The sequence below is a fragment of the Hafnia psychrotolerans genome (assembly GCF_014639435.1).
GTDB classification, from domain to species: Bacteria; Pseudomonadota; Gammaproteobacteria; order Enterobacterales; family Enterobacteriaceae; genus Ewingella; species Ewingella psychrotolerans.
In genome coordinates this window covers 412622-430609 of sequence record NZ_BMFZ01000001.1, presented here as the reverse complement: position 1 = coordinate 430609, position 17988 = coordinate 412622, and the positions used below count along the sequence as shown (strand labels likewise).

The window sequence follows — 17988 nt, the reverse complement described above, 5'->3', positions numbered from 1 at the left end:
TACAAAACGCCTTAATATTTTCTCATTTTAAATAACCAGAAATGATTAGAACTACTGATTTGAGAACTTTATTGATTAATCAATACCGGTGCACAGTTAGCAACAGAGCGCTGTTCAGCAACTGTTGCACAACAAAACCGCGACGCAATGCAGAGTACACATAAGGCTTATTAATTAATAATTCCTCTAATTTGAATTATTAATGGATTTTCCATTTAGCCCGTTAGAAAACCACATGAAAGATGGGATCATTAAGCTAAAGCATGCTTCGGAATTTTCTACATTTATTGATATTATTCAAAATAAGTTTTAATAAAATATATTGATTAGTCCTGCTTACAAATTTAAGAGTAAGACTTACGTAGTACTGTTCCGATCTGTTAATTTATCCAGTGTTTTACAGAATTAGGTATAAACACGTTAGGATATCTTTTATCCACTAAACATAATCTTAAGAACCTACCTGACTTTTTAAATTTTTCCTTATCACCCCGCCCCATCAGCTTAGGCAACTTGTATTTCACGTCCGCAAAGCAGAAACATCTTGTCTGCAAGGTCAGTAACGTATCATTTCTTTGGTTTATCATGCTTACATTAAGTAAAATAAAAGGTAATCAAACCAAGTAAATAATAAAAAACCAGATAATACATCACCACCCATGCCACATCTAATGTTTTGCACTAAAGCCAAGCATACCCCTTCAAAAGTAGAGCCGGTGAGAGTAAATTGTGCCCTTCGCTTTGTTCCACGGCTACCATGCGCCAGGGAAGAACAGGCTTTACAGAAAAGGCTCACATTCACATGTCCCCGATTGAAAAATCCCGCAAACTGGACAACGTCTGCTACGACATTCGCGGCCCGGTACTCAAAGAAGCAAAACGTCTGGAAGAAGAAGGTAATAAGGTTCTCAAACTCAATATTGGCAACCCTGCGCCATTTGGTTTTGATGCACCTGATGAAATTCTTGTTGATGTTATCCGTAACTTACCGACAGCCCAGGGCTATTGTGACTCGAAAGGCCTTTTCTCTGCCCGCAAAGCCATCATGCAGCATTATCAGGCGCGCGACATGCGTGACATTACCGTTGAAGATATCTATATAGGCAATGGGGTTTCAGAACTGATCGTGCAATCTATGCAGGCACTGCTGAACACCGGCGATGAAATGTTGGTTCCTGCGCCTGACTACCCTTTATGGACTGCTGCAGTATCACTTTCCGGCGGTAATGCTGTCCATTACCTCTGTGATGAAGGGGCGGACTGGTTCCCAGACCTTGATGATATCCGTGCAAAAATCTCCCCGCGGACCCGGGGTATTGTGATCATCAACCCGAATAATCCTACCGGCGCGGTGTACAGCAAAGAGTTGCTGATGGAGATCGTCGAGATCGCCCGAGAGCATAACTTGATTATCTTCTCAGATGAAATCTACGACAAAATTTTGTACGATGATGCCGAGCATATTTCCATTGCAGCGCTGGCACCGGACTTGTTGACAGTCACGTTCAACGGTCTGTCCAAGACTTACCGCGTGGCAGGTTTTCGTCAGGGATGGATGGTCCTTAACGGACCCAAAAAACATGCTAAAGGCTATATCGAGGGGCTGGAGATGCTAGCGTCGATGCGTCTTTGTGCCAATGTCCCGATGCAGCATGCCATTCAGACGGCACTCGGCGGCTATCAGAGCATCAGCGAGTTTATACAACCGGGCGGGCGTCTACTTGAACAACGCGACAAAGCCTGGGAACTGATCAATCAGATCCCAGGAGTATCATGTGTTAAACCCCGCGGCGCGCTGTATATGTTCCCACGCATCGACGCCAAACGCTTTAACATTCATGATGACCAAAAATTGGTTCTTGACCTGTTGTTACAGCAAAAAGTCCTTCTGGTTCAGGGCACCGCGTTTAACTGGCCGTATCCGGATCACGTGCGTATCGTCACCCTGCCGCGCGTTGATGAACTGGAAATGGCCGTCAATAAACTCGGTCGATTCCTCGAAACCTACCGCCAGTAATCAGGATAAAAACGCGTCATCCTCCAGGTTGCCCAGCACACAGCAGCAACATGAAGGATGACGCGTATCTCTTCACATAATCCTTTGCATAACCCAGCGCCACTGCACACAATAGAACCTCCTTCGCTGTTGTTGTGAGAGACCTATGAGCCAAAGCCACTTTTTTGCCTACTTATCCCGTTTGAAACTGATTGGCCGCTGGCCACTAATGCGCAATGTGCGTACTGAAAATGTCTCCGAACACAGTTTGCAGGTCGCTTTTGTCGCCCATGCGCTGGCCGTTATCAAAAACCGAAAATTTGGCGGCCATCTGAATGTGGAACGCGTAGCATTGCTGGCGATGTACCACGATGCCAGTGAGGTGTTGACGGGCGATATGCCGACGCCAATTAAGTATTACAATCCGCAAATTGCGCATGAATACAAAAAGATAGAGAAAATTGCCCAGCAGAAGATGATCGACATGCTGCCAGCAGAGCTTCAGGCTGATTTCCGCTCGCTGATTGATGAGCATTATTACAGCGAGCAGGAGAAATTGACGGTGAAGCAGGCTGATTCGCTTTGCGCTTATCTGAAGTGCCTCGAGGAACTGTCCGCAGGGAACACCGAATTCACGCTGGCAAAGGCGCGCCTGGAAAAAACCCTCGCATTGCGCCAAAGCCCGGAAATGGACTATTTCATGGAAGTCTTCATTCCAAGCTTCAGCTTGTCGCTGGACGAAATCAGCCAGGATTCGCCACTCTGAAATGCATCAGAATGGGAACAGAACCGGCACCAGCAGGATACTAACGGCCATCACGATCAAAGTAAAAGGCACGCCAATCCGGACGAAGTCGCTAAAGCGGTAATTTCCTGGCCCCATCACCAGGGTATTTACCGGTGATGAAACCGGGGTCATAAAGGCCGCTGAGGCGGCAATAGCGACGATCATAGTAAAGGGATATGGCGATAATCCCATCTGTTGCGCCGTGGCGATAGCGATAGGAGCCATCAGAACCGCAGTGGCCGTATTTGAAATAAACAGGCCAGTGATGGCGCACAGGATGAACAAACTGAGTAGCATAATATGTGGGCCATGTCCTCCGCTGATCCCCATTAATCCCTGCACGATTAACGCAATCCCACCGGTTTTCTGGAGCGCCAGCGCAAACGGCATCATGCCAACAATCAGCAGTAAACTTGGCCAGTGAATTGACTTGTACGCCCCTTCCATCGTGATACAACGGAATTTACCCATGAGCAGGCAGGCAGCGATAGCCGCAATGACATTGGGTACTTCGTCGGTAAGCATCAACGCGACCATTAACGCCAAACAAAAAAGGGCATGCGGTGCCTGGCTAACTGCCGGAGCAACATCATCGACCTCAGCAGGCAGGTTTAATACGACAAAATCATGCATCTGCTGTTGCAGTTGGCGAATGAGTTTCCAGTCACCTATCACCAGCAGCATGTCGCCAAGTTGCAGCGCCTCATCAACCAACTTACCTTCCAGCACCTCACCCTGACGGCGTATGCCTACAACGTTCAAACCATAACGTGACCGGAAACCGACCTGACGCAGGCTTTTACCCAGAAGTTCTGAATCGGGGATCAATGACACTTCGGCCATGCCGACGTCGCGCGACTGTTCTGAGAAATACTCGCCGCGTAGCACCATCGGCTCAAGCTGTTCATCAACACAGAACTGACGGATGGAAATTTCACTATCCGACATGTCGAGCAACAAGACATCGCGAGCACGAAGTTCAGTGTTGCCGGTGGCGCTAACCATTACCCGGCGGAATTTTCGCCAGCGCTCGATGCCCACCACATTGGCACCGTATCGCGAGCGTAAATGTAGATCGTCAAGTGCTTTGCCTGCCAGCGGAGAACCCGGACGTATCGCCATCCGGCGCGCCCTGCCGGTAAGGCGGTAATCGCGAATAAGATCTCGAAAAGTACGCCGCTGCCAGGTCTCTTTTTGTACAGCACCGTTCTCAGATGAGAGCCATCCCCGCGCTAGTAACATATAGCCGACACCCATAAACAACACCACCAGACCTACCGGAGTTACGCCAAAAAATCCAAACCCATCAAATCCTTCATGCAGCAACTCGCTGTTCACTACCATATTGGGCGGCGTGGCAACCAAGGTCATCATGCCGCTGATAAGGCCAGCAAAACTCATTGGCATCATCAGTCGCGCCGGAGCGGTTTTCATTTTTGCTGAGACATTCAGTACCACGGGGATAAAAATTGCCACCACGCCGGTTGAACTCATAAACGCACCGAGTCCGGCAACGGTCAGCATCAATAAAACCAACATGCGGGTTTCACTGTTACCAGCAACTTTCATCAACCATTCCCCGACCTGCCAGGCAATGCCGGTGCGAACCAGACCATGACCGACCACAAATAGTGCAGCGATCAAGATCACGTTCGGGTCACTGAATCCTGCCATGGCTTCATTGAGCGTCAGAGTTCCGCTCATCACAAAAGCGATAATCACCAACAGGGCGACCACGTCCATCCGCAGTTTGTTGCTGGCAAAAAGTACTATCGCTGCCGCCAGTAGCGTCAATACCCAAATCAGTTCACTGGTCAAAACAAGGCTCCCTTTGTAATGAGAAGGTAAAAGCGACAAAAGCAGGTAAAGCGTATATTCAAGAATGCCATAAAAAACCCCGCCAATGCGGGGTTGATGTCAACGAAATTGTTGTTTTAAACAGCATGCCGTAAATTAGCGCAGGCTCACGCAGACAGTCTGCCCGTTCGCTTCAACCAGCAGCACTTCCAGCGTAGTCAGGATCATATCAACCCGATCCATTCCCGGCGTATCGGAGGGCGCATTCACGGCGATCACTTGGCAACCAGCAGCAAGACCAGACATAACGCCTGCAGCAGCATCTTCGACCACCACGCAATCTTCCGGCGCCAGACCCAATCGTTCCGCACCCAGCAGATAGGCATCTGGCTGAGGTTTACCCCGTTTTACCTGTTCAGCAGTAATAAACACCGCCGGTCTTGGCAAATGAGCGGCACCGTGACGCGCATGCGCTACCGGAACTGAACCCGAGGTAACAATCGCCCAGGGGATATTCTGGCGGTTCAGTTCACTAAGCAACACATGTGCGCCCGGAAGCGCGGTGACACCTTCGGTATCAGACGCTTCCATCTGCTCAAGTTTGAGAAATTCGCGCTGAATTCTCTCTTCACTTTCGCCCGGCATAAAATGACGTAAAGAAGTTATCGCCTGTTTGCCGTGAATAAACGCCAGTACTTCTTGTGGAGCAAGCCCACGACTCAGCGCCCAACTGATCCACGCTCGTTCTACCGCGGGTAGTGAGTCCACTAACGTTCCATCAAGATCAAACAAGAACCCTTTGCAAAGCACAGGCAAGCTCCTTTAAATTTTTAATTTCAGGCGTTAATAATTTGTGCGATCTCAACCGCGCTCAAATGATACTGGCGAGGACATGCCAGCCAGATGGCCAACATGCGCTGATACTTCTCCCACATCTTGGTTTGGGAATTAAAACCGTGCGTTCCAGAATCAAAATCGGTGTAGCGCCCTTCCGTGTTAACCATAAAACGTACATAGCTGAGATAACGGGATTCAGTCGCAGCATCGAAGCCAAGAAAATCCAAACGGCGGCGATCTATACCTTGAGTATCTTTAATGTGGGTCCATGAAACCTGCATTGCGTGGTGCATTTCCATGACGTTGATGACAATACGGCAGGTCTCTTCTGACAACTCACCAAAGTCACGATCGAGTTCACGCATCTGCAGCCCAAAACCACGCTCGATCACGGTTTGTAGCCGGCGATATCGGTCAACGTTATCCGGATCCAGCATTGTCATCATTTTATATTGATTGGATAAAATCAGGCGTTGAGCGTTTGTCATTTCCATCGTGAAACTCCTCTTGTCTGCATAATGACCGAAGAATGGCACAGGGCAAACTTGTGCGAAATCGCAAGCTAAGCATTCTTTGATTTGAACCCATAAACTGAGTTGAAATGCATTTAATTAAGAAGCCTCAATGAACATGCAAAAGCCGCATTGAGTAAAACGGATGCCGCAGCATCCGTTAAATATCGTCCAGAAAGGTTTTGTCCAGTTGTTTGAAAGCACGCTTCAACACATCGGCCAGCGACTGGTAAGTGGGCGTTCCCTCTATAGGTGCCAGCGCCTGCCCGGCCTCTACCAATTTTTGACGCACATCATGGAACCAGCCGAGTAAAGTGGGAGGCAAAGGGGTAAGTGATCGGCGACCCAGCCACCAGAGCCCCTGCATCGGTAGGCTACAAGCGAAGATAGATGTCGCTGCCGCCGGGCCAAGCTGGCCTCCAAGGGCAATCTGCCAGGTTAATGTGAAGACAGCCAATGGTGGCATAAAGCGCACCGCAAAACGCGTCGCTGTCGAGATGCGGTTCTCAGGAAATACAGGCGCCAGACGCTTATCGGATGGCCAGGTTTTCATGTAATGCTGTCCGCGCTGGAAAACCTGAAACCAACTGACAGAACCTGATGGCTTACTGGTCATAATGAACCTCAACTTCACCTATAAAAATTAAAAAATAGTTTTAAAAAACAAACGGGATTTTAACCCAATTAAATATATTTTGTTTTTGCGGGCACAATCGGTATCCTGTGCCAGCAAAATCGGGGCTTTTGATCAACAGCCACATCCTGTCTAATCGCGGTTTGACGCCCCTAAACCCGTTTTTACAGCAAGCTGATATAATATTGCTTCTGCAAAGGGTGTTTTGTAACTAAATAGAGTCTTATTTGTTAGTGTTTTTACAAATAAACAACACTAAAAAATAACATTCTGAAGAACAGATAACCGGTACATTGTGACCATAGCCAGTATAACTTTTGTTCTATAAAGTGCAGACCTTTATTAACGTGAGTGATTCTTCATCTTTTTCATTGGCATGCTGGTTTTGGTTGTCTGGCATGATACGAATCATAATTACCAGACTCATTATGCGCTACGCTTGGTGTCAACCTGACGATTTATTAACCACGCGTATTGTTTATTTACTATACAACACCAACTATCAATAGGTACTTCCATGTCGAGTAAGCTTGTTCTGGTTCTTAACTGTGGCAGTTCTTCCCTTAAGTTCGCCATCATTGATGCAGTGAACGGCGAAGAGCACATTTCAGGTTTGGCCGAATGTTTCCACCTGCCGGAAGCCCGCCTTAAGTGGAAAATGGACGGCAAAAAAGAAGAGGCCGCTTTAGGTGCCGGTGCTGCGCACAGTGAAGCGCTTAAATACATTGTTAACAACATCCTGTCGCAAAAACCTGAACTGTCTGCTGAACTGGTTGCCATAGGCCACCGCATCGTTCACGGCGGCGAAAAACTGACGAAATCAATGCTCATCAATGAAGCAGTGATTCAGGGTATCAAAGAATCTATTCCGTTTGCACCACTGCATAACCCCGCGCACCTGATTGGCATCGCTGAAGCCTTGAAATCCTTCCCGAAACTTGCTGATAAAAATGTAGCAGTCTTTGACACAGCATTCCATCAGACCATGCCGGAAGAGTCATATCTTTATGCACTCCCGTACAGCCTATATCGCGATCATCACATCCGTCGTTATGGCGCACACGGCACCAGTCACTTCTACGTGATGCAGGAAGCTGCAAAAATGCTCAACAAGCCAGTGGACGAAGTGAATCTGATCACTTGCCACTTGGGTAACGGCGGTTCCGTCAGCGCAATCCGTAACGGTAAATGCGTAGATACTTCTATGGGTCTGACCCCGCTGGAAGGTCTGGTGATGGGGACCCGCAGCGGTGACATCGACCCGGCGATCATCTTCCATCTGCATGACGCACTTGGCATGAGTGTTGATCAAATCAACAAGCTGCTTACCAAAGAGTCTGGTCTGCTGGGCCTGACTGAAGTCACCAGTGATTGTCGTTATGTTGAAGACAACTACGCAACCAAAGAAGATGCCAAACGCGCGATGGACGTCTTCTGTCACCGTCTGGCGAAATACATCGCTAGCTACACGTCACTGATGGAAGGTCGTCTGGACGCGGTTGTCTTCACCGGCGGTATCGGCGAAAACGCAGCCATGGTGCGCGAGCTGTCTCTGGCGAAACTTGGCCTGCTGGGCTTTGAAGTTGATCACGAACGCAACCTTGCTGCACGCTTCGGCAAATCCGGTGCCATCAACAAAGAAGGCACTCGCGCCGCGCTGGTTATCCCAACCAACGAAGAGCTGGTTATTGCTCAAGATGCCGCCCGTCTGACCGCATAATATTGCATCCACTGCCAGCGTCTGCTGGCAGTTTTTTACATAACAATTTTTCATAACAGGCGAGCGTAGCCAGTCCGGAAGCAGCCAGCGTAAAGTCCCCATCGTGACCTGTTCAAATACAGGATAGCGAATCCGCGCAGCCCCTTCCCCACCGGGTTATGCTTCGTCTGGCAAACCAGAGAGGTTTAGCCGTGTCCCGTACAATTATGTTGATCCCTACAGGCACCAGCGTCGGTCTGACCAGTGTCAGTCTTGGTGTGATCCGCGCCATGGAACAAAAAGGCGTTAGCCTGAGCATCTTCAAACCTATCGCTCAGCCGCGCACTGGCGGCGATACACCCGATCAGACCACCACCATTATCCGCGCCAACTCCAACGTTCCGGCAGCGGAACCGCTGAAAATGAGCCATGTGGAAACGTTGCTAGGTTCAAACCAGCAAGACGTACTGATGGAAGAGATCATTGCCCGTTATCACGAAAATACCAAAGACGCCGAAGTGGTGCTGGTTGAAGGTTTAGTGCCAACACGCAAACATCAGTTTGCCAACGCACTGAACTACGAAATTGCCAAAACACTGAATGCTGAAATCGTGTTTGTTATCGCGCTGGGTAATGACTCTCCGGCCCAGTTGAAAGAACGAATCGAACTGGCCAGCAGTAGCTTCGGTGGCAGCAAAAACAAAAACATCACCGGCGTTATCATCAATAAACTGAATGCCCCGGTTGATGAGCAAGGCCGTACACGCCCGGATCTGTCAGAAATCTTCGATGACTCCACCAAAGCCAGCGTGGCCAACGTTGACCCAAGCCAGCTGTTTGCTAACAGTCCGCTTCCGGTGCTGGGCTGCATTCCATGGAGCTTTGAACTGATTGCTACTCGCGCAATCGATATGGCGAAGCACCTGAATGCCCGCATTATTAATGAAGGCGATATACAAACTCGTCGTGTGAAATCTGTCACCTTCTGCGCGCGCAGTATTCCGCACATGCTGGAACACTTCCGTCCGGGCTCACTGCTGGTTACCTCTGCGGACCGTCCGGATGTGCTGGTTTCAGCCTGCCTTGCCGCAATGAACGGCGTTGAAATTGGCGCAATTCTATTGACCGGTGGTTACGACATTGATGATCGCATCAACACGCTGTGTGAACGTGCTTTCAAAACTGGGCTGCCGGTGTTTATGGTTGAAACGAATACCTGGCAGACCTCGCTCAGCCTGCAGAGCTTCAATCTGGAAGTCCCTGCGGATGATCACCAGCGCGTTGAGAAGCTGCAACAGTATGTGGCTTCACACATCAACAGCGACTGGATCAATTCTCTGAGCGCCCATTCAGAGCGTTCACGACGCCTCTCTCCGCCAGCGTTCCGCTATCAGTTGACTGAACTGGCCCGCACGGCTAACAAACGTATCGTACTGCCGGAAGGCGACGAACCCCGCACTGTAAAAGCCGCGTCGCTGTGTGCTGAACGTGGTATTGCAGAGTGCGTACTGCTGGGCAACCCAGACGAGATTCAACGCGTCGCGGCCGCTCAGGGTATTGAATTAGGTAAAGGCATCCAGATTGTTGACCCAGCCGTCGTGCGCGAAGAATACGTTGCCCGTATGGTCGAACTGCGTAAAAGCAAAGGCATGACTGAAGTGGTCGCCCGCGAGCAGTTGGAAGACAATGTCGTGCTCGCTACACTGATGCTGGAAAAAGGTGAAGTTGACGGTCTGGTCTCTGGCGCGGTTCACACCACGGCTAACACCATTCGTCCAGCCTTGCAGTTGATCAAAACCGCACCAGGCAGCTCACTGGTTTCTTCTGTGTTCTTCATGCTGCTGCCCGAACAAGTTCTGGTTTACGGTGACTGCGCGATTAACCCGGACCCAACTGCTGAACAGCTGTCTGAAATCGCCATTCAATCTGCTGATTCCGCTGCCGCTTTTGGCATCGAACCGCGCGTTGCGATGATCTCCTATTCAACCGGCGACTCAGGTGCCGGTAGCGACGTTGAGAAAGTGCGTGAAGCTACCCGTCTGGCGCAGGAAAAACGTCCTGATCTTATCATCGACGGTCCGTTGCAGTACGATGCCGCGATTATGGCTGATGTTGCGAAATCCAAAGCGCCAAATTCTCCGGTTGCCGGTCAGGCTACCGTGTTCATCTTCCCAGACCTGAATACCGGGAACACCACTTACAAAGCGGTTCAGCGTTCTGCGGATCTGGTTTCTATCGGGCCAATGCTGCAAGGCATGCGCAAACCGGTAAATGACCTGTCCCGTGGCGCACTGGTAGACGATATCGTCTACACCGTGGCACTGACGGCGATTCAGTCTGCTCAGACACAAGCGGCAGCAAAGTAATTCTCTGAATTATTGCGCGCTGTAGCCACTACCCGCAAGACAGCAAAACGCCGACATCATGTCGGCGTTTTGCCTCGGCCTTTCTGTTCACAGCAACTGCCTGGCGGCCTCAAGAATCTGCTCAGCAGTCAGCCCGTATTCATGCTGTAAAAACGCCTGCGTGCCAACCTGACCATAACGCTCTTTAACGCCCACACGGCGCATAGGTACCGGATGATTCTCCACCAGCACTTCAGCCACCGCAGATCCCAACCCATTGTGAATACTGTGGTTTTCGCAGGTCACGATCTTGCCGGTTTTTGCGGCATACTGAATGATGATGTTTTTATCGATTGGCTTGAGCGTAAACATGTCGATCACCGCAGCACTAACACCTTCGCGTTCCAGCATCTCAGCCGCTTTGAGTGCTTCTGCCACCATAATGCCGTTGGCAATCAGCGTCACATCGGTGCCGTCTCGTAGTAAATTGGCTTTGCCGATGGTAAACGTCGAGCCTTCTTTGTAGATCTGAGTCGCCTGTTTACGGATAGTCCGCACCCAGTAGAAACCGTTCAGATCCATCAGCTGCAACAGAATATTGCGGAACATCACCGCATCCGTCACTTCCATGACGACCGAGTTCGCCAGCCCGCGCACGATTCCCATATCTTCGAACGACATATGTGTACCGCCGTTGTGACAGGCACTGACGCCCGCATCCGACGCAATAATTTTGACATTGTTCTTTTGGTAATCCAGCGACATAAACAGCTGATCGAAGCAGCGGCGGCTGGCGAAAGCAGTAAAGGTATGCACAAACGGCACGCGGCCGGTGAGCGATAACCCTGCTGCCACACCGATCACATTGGCCTCCATAATGCCGCAGTTAATCACATGCTCCGGATAATCTTTATGCACGTCATCCATTGCCATCGAACTCATCAAATCCGCTTCCAGCGCGATGATTGGCGTGTTCTCAACAATTTTTTCACGCACGGTATTGGCATAGACTTTACGCATTTCCACGGCGTCTTTTTGTAATTCCAGAGAGACTTCAAACATGGGCGGCCTCCAATTCGGCGATCGCGTTTTCAATTTCCAGCTTCACATCCGGCGTTAAACGCAGATGGTGTGAGTTCGCCAGTTGCTCAAGATAGGTCACGCCCTGCCCTTTAATGCTGTCGAGGATCACCACCAGCGGACGCTGCTCGCCCTGACGTTCCGGCGTCACAGCATCGCGTATTGCGACTACGTCATCGCCTTTAATCGTCTGTACATCGAATCCGAACGCACTAAATTTACCGGCCAAATCGAATGGTTTAATCACATCCTCCAGCATGCCATCAAGCTGCTGCTTGTTATAATCGATAAACAACGTCAGGTTGTGCAGGTTATGGTGCGCAATAAACTGAAAGGCTTCCCAGCACTGGCCTTCGTTCAGTTCGCCATCGCCGAGAATACAGAACACACGGTTCGCACGATCGGCCAATTTGTGCGAGAGCGCCATACCGGCGGCAATAGACACTCCCTGTCCGAGCGAACCAGTGGTGGCATCGACGCCTACGGTGCGCAGGCGATCCGGGTGGCTCGGCAGTTTAGTGCCGTTTTCATTCAGCGTTTTAAGCTCACTGACAGGGAAATAGCCCTTCAGCGCCAGCGTGGCATACAGCGCCGGACCGGCATGGCCTTTAGAGAGCACAAAATAATCCCGCTCCTGCCAGTCAGGCTTTTTCGGGTCGATGCGCATCACATCGCCATACAATACCGCCAGCGTTTCCACCACAGACATACTGCCGCCGTAGTGTCCAAACCCCAAACCCGTCAGCATTTTCAGCGTCTCAATGCGGATTCGTCGGGCCAGGTCATGTACCTCGTGGAGATCTTTCATCTTGTTGGGTCCTTATTAAGTGAGCACTTATCCAGACCTGTTATTTCTAACAGGCCTGGAGTGTGTTTCCCTGATGGTGATGAGAGAGTGAATAAGTGGTTGAATTACTCTTCGCTAACCGCTTTCGCCGCCGCCGGTTTTTTACCCAAATAATTGTAAGCGACGAGCACGGCGAAGATTCCGACAATCAGCGCCATGATGGCTTCCTTCGACATAAAGCGAGCCAGATTGCCCAGCAGAATACCGATGACCCCGAAGTCTGCGTCAGAGAAGGTGGCATTAGCGAAGCCCAACGCGCCAAGGACAGGCAGCAACAGAACCGGCAGGAAGGTGATCAAAACACCGTTAGCAAAAGCACCGACCATCGCACCGCGACGTCCGCCAGTTGCGTTACCGAACACTCCCGCGGTCGCACCGGTGAAGAAGTGTGGCACGACACCAGGCAGAATCAGCACCATATGCATCTGGCCTAACAAGAACAGGCCAACCAGACCGCCAAGGAAGCTGAACAGGAAGCCGATCAGCACAGCGTTTGGCGCATAGGGATAGACGACCGGGCAATCCAGCGCCGGGCGAGCGTTAGGAACCAATTTCTCAGAGAAACCGACAAACGCTGGGACAATTTCAGCCAGAATCAGACGCACACCTTGCAAGATGATGAACACACCCGCCGCGAAGGTAATCGCCATGATGATGGCGTATACCAGATAGTTCTGGCCTGCGCTGTAGGTTTGCTCAACGAAAATTTGCCCGGCAAACACCGCCATAATCAGGTAGATGATAATCATGGTCAGAGAGATAGAGATGGAACTGTCACGCAAGAAACTGAGATTTTTAGGCAAGTTCATCTCTTCGGTAGAGCGTGAACCCTTACCGACTTTGCTGCCGATCCAACCGGAAAGCACATAACCGATGGTGCCGAAATGGCCGAAAGCGATATCGTCATTCCCAGTAATTTTACGCATATAACGCTGCGCCAGCGCCGGGAAGAACGCCATGATAAGGCCCAATGTCAGTGAGCCGGTGAAGACCAGCGCCACGCCTTCAAAACCGGCCACGGTCAGAATGACGCTGATCATACAGGCCATGTAGAACGTGTGGTGCCCGGTCAGGAAGACGTATTTGAGGCGAGTGAAACGTGCCACGATAAGGTTGGCGACCATCCCGAAAGCCATAATTAATGCCGTTGGCGCACCGAATTTTTCCATCGCGATAGAAACAATCGCTTCGTTATTCGGAATGATCCCCTGAATATTAAAGGCATGTTCAAACATTCCGCCCAATGGATTTAACGAGCCGACTAATACCGTCGCACCGCCTGCTAAAACTAAAAATCCAAGTATTGTTTTTACCGTACCTTTAACCACATCAGAAAAGTTTTTCTTTTGGGCGACCAGACCGATCAATGCAATGATACCGACCAGCACTGAAGGCACTTTTAATATATCAACCACAAACTTGAGCGTTTCCTGGATAAACATATCCACCTCTGATATCTATTGTTTTTTATTGTAGGGTAATCAGTGTCGGTCAGGATCAGGACAGTGAGTACTTGTCAAAGTGTGCGATCAATTTAGCTTCCAGCTCGTTGATATCCACAATATTGGTAATGACAACCAGCTGATTTTCCGGAATGTTAGCGCTTGCGGCGATGTCTTTTGCCATCACGAACAGATCGGCTTCACCGGGAATGGCCGATGACAAATCAGAATGCTCAACGTCAGCCTGAATATTTAATTTTTTCAGCACCTTTTTAATGTTCATTTCGACCATAAAGCTGCTGCCTAAACCGGAACCGCAAATCGCCATGATTTTCATCTTATTCACCTGTGTTTTAAAATGTTTTTAGGTTTACGCACCAGAATGCCTTCTGATGTTTTTTCTCGTCAGTACTTTCGTTATAAATTAATGTAATTCCATTAATTTATAACTCACGGTCAGAATTTCGCGATGATATCCTGAATTGTTTTAACATCGGTTGCTTGGTGTATTTTTTTCATATCTTCATCACTAGAGAAGAGCTCTGCTAATTCAGAGATCAATTCGATATGACTGTGTTTATCTGGTGCCGATAACATCACCACCGTATAAACCGGGTCATTATCTTCAGAATTAAACTTCACGCCTTGTGGCAATGTGAGTAACGACAACCCTAACCCTTTCGCGCCCTCTTCTGGTCGGGCATGCGGCATCGCAATGCCTGGTGCCAGAACGAAATACGGCCCTAACGTTTCCCGTTGGGCAAAAATTGCCGCCAGATAGTCAGGTGTGATCGTCCCTTCTTTCAGCAGTGGCTCAGCGCTGACTTCCACTGCCTGCCGCCAGTCCGTGATATCTGTTCTGATCTGAATCCTGTCAGATGTTAACCAATCATTCAGCATCGCTGTAGCTCCGGTTTAATTTTCATTAGCTGGCGTGCCAAATTCCCCCAGACAACACCAACGCCTCTGACTTTACTCACCGGTAGCGTTAACATCCGTGATACAACTCACAAAGATAGCGCTACCAAATCGCTACCATTACGTTCTGTGATAGCGCTATCAAAAATAGTCGCCTATCGCCATCACCGGGCCGCAGGTCGCACAAATAACGGTATACTTTGTCAGGAAATCACCGATAATTTACTCAACTCTGCCGTGGACCCTTCGGGTATAACCCCTTCCCCGGCTTGCTTTTTTCGCTATACCTCGGGGTATAGGAGTCAGGATTGTGAATGTCGATTAACAAAAAACGACGCAGTACCGGAAGAGTCACGTTGGCTGATGTTGCTCTATTGGCGGGAGTTGGCAGCATGACCGTATCCCGGGCGTTGCGAACGCCGGAACAGGTATCCGATAAACTACGGGAGAAGATCGAAGAAGCTGTCAGCCAATTGGGGTATCTACCCAATCAGGCCGCCAGTTCGCTGGCTTCCGCTTCGTCTTATACTATTGCGATGATTGTGCCAAGTTTGTCCGAGTTCGGCTGTGCTGACATGTTTGCCGGGTTACAGAAAATCCTACAACCTGCGGGCTATCAAATCATGCTGGCAGAATCACAGCACCGGATGGAGCGTGAAGAGAAGTTGCTGGAAACCTTTCTCTCTTACAACCTGGCGGCGGCCATTTTGCTCAGCGTTGAGCACTCGGCTAACGTGCGCAACTGGCTGGACAATGCTTCAATACCCGTTTTGGAAATCGGGGCGTTGACCGAATCTCCCATCGACATGAACATTGGCATCGATAATGTTGAAGCGATGCATCAACTGACCAAAGCGGTGATTGATAAAGGCTATCAAAACATCGGTATGCTATGCGCCAATCAAGAACAGTGGATTTTCCAGCAACACCTGCAAGGTTGGCACAAAGCCATGCTGCGGGCGCACAGATCGATACACCGAGTCATTAACTCGGCAGAACCGGCCAGCTTCTCAACCGGTGCGCGCCAGCTACCGGAGTTTCTGCTTGCCTGGCCTGAACTGGATGCGCTGGTGTGTGTGTCCGATGAGCTCGCCTGTGGCGTATTGTATGAATGCCAGCGGAGGCGCATAAAAGTGCCAAACGATCTCGCCGTGGTCGGCTTTGGCAATGGCGACGTCAGTCGTGTCTGCCAGCCTCCGCTTACCACGATGACGGTTCCCCACAAAGAAATTGGCACCCGTGCAGCACAAGCTTTATTGGCAAGAATTCATGATGAAGAGTGGGAGGAGGTGACGATTGCCTCGTCATTGTGTCGGCGGGACAGTTGTTGAGCAGCCAGGGTTGAAAATGCAAAACAGCAGGCGGCCTGAGCCACCCTACTGTTATTTTAGATCACACTTCACCCGTATTTTGTCTTCTTCACGACCACTCAGCGAGAACGACGAACGTTCAACCGGCAGAGGATCGCCAGGCAATATAGGTTCTTCACGTACCAGCGGCTTGCCGTGTTCTTTCTCATTATTCCGCGTCATCCACAGCGACAGCGCTTTTAGTGAGTCTGGGGTAAATTCATCACAACGCGCGGTGATCTCCTCCGGCGTCATCCAGCGAACTTCGTCGATCTCTTCCTCTTGCAAAGCAAATGGACCGTGCGACACGCAGCTAAATAGCGCGCCCCACACGCGACATTTATTCGGCTCTTCAAAATAGAACATGCCATGCTCGGCAAAAGGCACACCAGCAATGCCCAGCTCCTCTTCTGCTTCGCGACGTGCCGAGTCCAATACCACTTCGCCGCTTTGCACTACGCCACCCGCTGTGGCATCTAGCCAGCCGGGGAAGAAATCCTTGGTCTCGGTGCGTCGTTGCACCAGGATATTACCCATACCATCATGTACCACAATATAGCTGGCACGATGGCGCAGGCATTGAGCTCGCATCTGCTGACGGCTGGCCTGGGCAATAACCTCATTTTCTTCATTGACGATATCAACCCATTCGCCGGTGTCGGTGTTCTGCTCTTGTTCCGCCATCCTATGAAACCTTCTCTTGAGCGCAGGCTTTTGCGCAATTAATTGTTGTTCTGCCGGGAGAGAATTTACCACTTTGTTCAAGACTGTCTATCGGTAAAAAAGCGCATGCAAGATGATTCTATCTGTCTCTATGGGTGTGCTTCAATAGCAACAGATGCGTTATCTCACTGTTAAACCTATGTCACCCATCAGGGGATGCCATCAGACTTGTCTCACTGTAGTAGTGACCTTTAACGACTATGTTAACCTAAGGGCGTTCGATTCATGGCGGATAACGCCAGATGCTGCATAAATATCTATTTTTTCAAAACATTAGACGCACCCAGCCCTGCCGATTGGTGGACACATACCAACGGACAGAGAATAAAATACCGCAGGAGGCAATATGATTGATCTTTATTTTGCACCAACACCTAACGGTCACAAAATCACGCTCTTCCTTGAAGAAACTGGACTTCCCTACCACCTTCACCGTATTGATATCAGAACGGGTGATCAGTTCAAACCCGAGTTTTTAGCCATCTCACCTAACAATAAAATTCCGGCCATTGTTGACCATCAACCCGTCGATGGAGGAGCCCCGGTCAGCGTGTTTGAATCGGGTGCCATTTTGCAATATTTAGCGGAGAAAACCGGCAAACTGCTCAGCCTGGAGTTGCGTGAACGCACCCGGACACTGGAGTGGCTGTTCTGGCAAATGGCCGGGTTCGGTCCGATGCTGGGTCAGAATCACCACTTCAACCATTACGCCCCGCAACCGGTGCCTTATGCCATCGAACGCTATCAGCAAGAGACCAAACGCCTGTACGGTGTTCTGCATACCCAGCTCATGAAAAATGCCTACATCGCCGGAGAGCATTACAGTATTGCAGACATCGCCACCTATCCGTGGGTCGTCTCTCACGAACGCCAGCGTATCGATCTGGCAGACTTCCCTGCCGTGCGTAACTGGTTCGAACGCATTAAAAATCGCCCGGCTACCGAAAAAGCCTATGCAATCGCTGAACAAAAGTAAGCACCTTTGCCTTGGCTCTCGCCAAAGGCCTCTTCAGGTGACGTGA

The 17988-nt window shown here is 49.9% G+C and carries 16 protein-coding genes; 6 read left to right on the top strand and 10 right to left on the bottom strand.

The genetic code is table 11. The features are described from left to right. Positions 1 to 802 precede the first annotated feature (802 nt). Positions 803 to 2017: a pyridoxal phosphate-dependent aminotransferase gene (locus tag IEV89_RS02010; protein ID WP_188469887.1), complete on the top strand. Its 1215-nt coding sequence runs from the start codon at positions 803 to 805 to the stop codon at positions 2015 to 2017. A gap of 145 nt (positions 2018 to 2162) precedes the next feature. Next, entirely contained in the window at positions 2163 to 2762 is a 600-nt protein-coding gene (gene yfbR, locus IEV89_RS02005; RefSeq protein ID WP_188469886.1) for a 5'-deoxynucleotidase, read from the top strand. Between the two features lie 6 nt (positions 2763 to 2768). Here yfbR and IEV89_RS02000 read toward each other — a convergent pair whose 3' ends face one another. The 4 genes from IEV89_RS02000 to yfbV all read right to left on the bottom strand — a co-directional run bounded on the left by IEV89_RS02000 (position 2769) and on the right by yfbV (position 6545). Further along, entirely contained in the window at positions 2769 to 4601 is a 1833-nt protein-coding gene (locus IEV89_RS02000) for an SLC13 family permease (protein ID WP_188469884.1), read from the bottom strand. A 135-nt stretch (positions 4602 to 4736) separates the two neighbouring features. Continuing rightward, positions 4737 to 5390 (bottom strand): sugar phosphatase, encoded by a 654-nt coding sequence (locus IEV89_RS01995; protein ID WP_188469882.1) that lies wholly within the window; start codon positions 5388 to 5390, stop codon positions 4737 to 4739. Positions 5391 to 5416: 26 nt separating this feature from the next. Beyond that, complete coding sequence (locus IEV89_RS01990) at positions 5417 to 5911, bottom strand: YfbU family protein (protein ID WP_188469880.1); 495 nt, start codon at positions 5909 to 5911, stop codon at positions 5417 to 5419. A gap of 178 nt (positions 5912 to 6089) precedes the next feature. Then, a complete protein-coding gene (yfbV, locus tag IEV89_RS01985) occupies positions 6090 to 6545 on the bottom strand; it encodes a terminus macrodomain insulation protein YfbV (RefSeq protein ID WP_188469878.1) in 456 nt (151 codons plus the stop codon). A gap of 535 nt (positions 6546 to 7080) precedes the next feature. Here yfbV and ackA point away from each other — a divergent pair. Beyond that, positions 7081 to 8283 carry an acetate kinase gene (ackA, locus tag IEV89_RS01980; RefSeq protein WP_188469876.1) on the top strand — a complete coding sequence of 401 codons (1203 nt, stop codon included), beginning with the start codon at positions 7081 to 7083 and terminating at the stop codon, positions 8281 to 8283. Positions 8284 to 8489: 206 nt separating this feature from the next. Continuing rightward, positions 8490 to 10628: a phosphate acetyltransferase gene (pta, locus tag IEV89_RS01975; RefSeq protein ID WP_188470341.1), complete on the top strand. Its 2139-nt coding sequence runs from the start codon at positions 8490 to 8492 to the stop codon at positions 10626 to 10628. Between the two features lie 87 nt (positions 10629 to 10715). Here pta and IEV89_RS01970 read toward each other — a convergent pair whose 3' ends face one another. The 5 genes from IEV89_RS01970 to IEV89_RS01950 all read right to left on the bottom strand — a co-directional run bounded on the left by IEV89_RS01970 (position 10716) and on the right by IEV89_RS01950 (position 14876). Next, positions 10716 to 11669: a transketolase family protein gene (locus tag IEV89_RS01970; RefSeq protein WP_188469874.1), complete on the bottom strand. Its 954-nt coding sequence runs from the start codon at positions 11667 to 11669 to the stop codon at positions 10716 to 10718. Then, the gene (locus tag IEV89_RS01965) at positions 11662 to 12495 is read right to left on the bottom strand and encodes a transketolase (protein WP_188469872.1); all 834 of its coding nucleotides are present in this window, start codon (positions 12493 to 12495) and stop codon (positions 11662 to 11664) included. The genes IEV89_RS01970 and IEV89_RS01965 overlap by 8 nt, the downstream gene beginning before the upstream one ends. A 104-nt stretch (positions 12496 to 12599) precedes the next feature. After that, the gene (locus IEV89_RS01960) at positions 12600 to 13976 is read right to left on the bottom strand and encodes a PTS ascorbate transporter subunit IIC (protein WP_188469870.1); all 1377 of its coding nucleotides are present in this window, start codon (positions 13974 to 13976) and stop codon (positions 12600 to 12602) included. A 55-nt stretch (positions 13977 to 14031) separates the two neighbouring features. Further along, positions 14032 to 14313 (bottom strand): PTS sugar transporter subunit IIB, encoded by a 282-nt coding sequence (locus IEV89_RS01955; protein WP_188469868.1) that lies wholly within the window; start codon positions 14311 to 14313, stop codon positions 14032 to 14034. A gap of 119 nt (positions 14314 to 14432) precedes the next feature. Next, positions 14433 to 14876: a PTS sugar transporter subunit IIA gene (locus tag IEV89_RS01950; protein WP_188469865.1), complete on the bottom strand. Its 444-nt coding sequence runs from the start codon at positions 14874 to 14876 to the stop codon at positions 14433 to 14435. A 332-nt stretch (positions 14877 to 15208) separates the two neighbouring features. Between IEV89_RS01950 and IEV89_RS01945 the strand changes: the two genes are divergently transcribed. After that, positions 15209 to 16225: a LacI family DNA-binding transcriptional regulator gene (locus tag IEV89_RS01945; protein WP_188469863.1), complete on the top strand. Its 1017-nt coding sequence runs from the start codon at positions 15209 to 15211 to the stop codon at positions 16223 to 16225. Between the two features lie 51 nt (positions 16226 to 16276). Here the strand turns inward: IEV89_RS01945 and yfcD are convergent, their stop codons facing one another. Beyond that, positions 16277 to 16927, bottom strand: a complete 651-nt coding sequence (gene yfcD, locus IEV89_RS01940; RefSeq protein WP_229746336.1) for an NUDIX hydrolase YfcD — start codon at positions 16925 to 16927, stop codon at positions 16277 to 16279. Positions 16928 to 17312: 385 nt separating this feature from the next. On the opposite strand from yfcD, the gene yfcG reads away from it, so the two are divergent. Continuing rightward, the gene (gene yfcG, locus IEV89_RS01935; RefSeq protein WP_188469861.1) at positions 17313 to 17942 is read left to right on the top strand and encodes a GSH-dependent disulfide bond oxidoreductase; all 630 of its coding nucleotides are present in this window, start codon (positions 17313 to 17315) and stop codon (positions 17940 to 17942) included. The last annotated feature ends 46 nt before the right edge of the window (positions 17943 to 17988 follow it).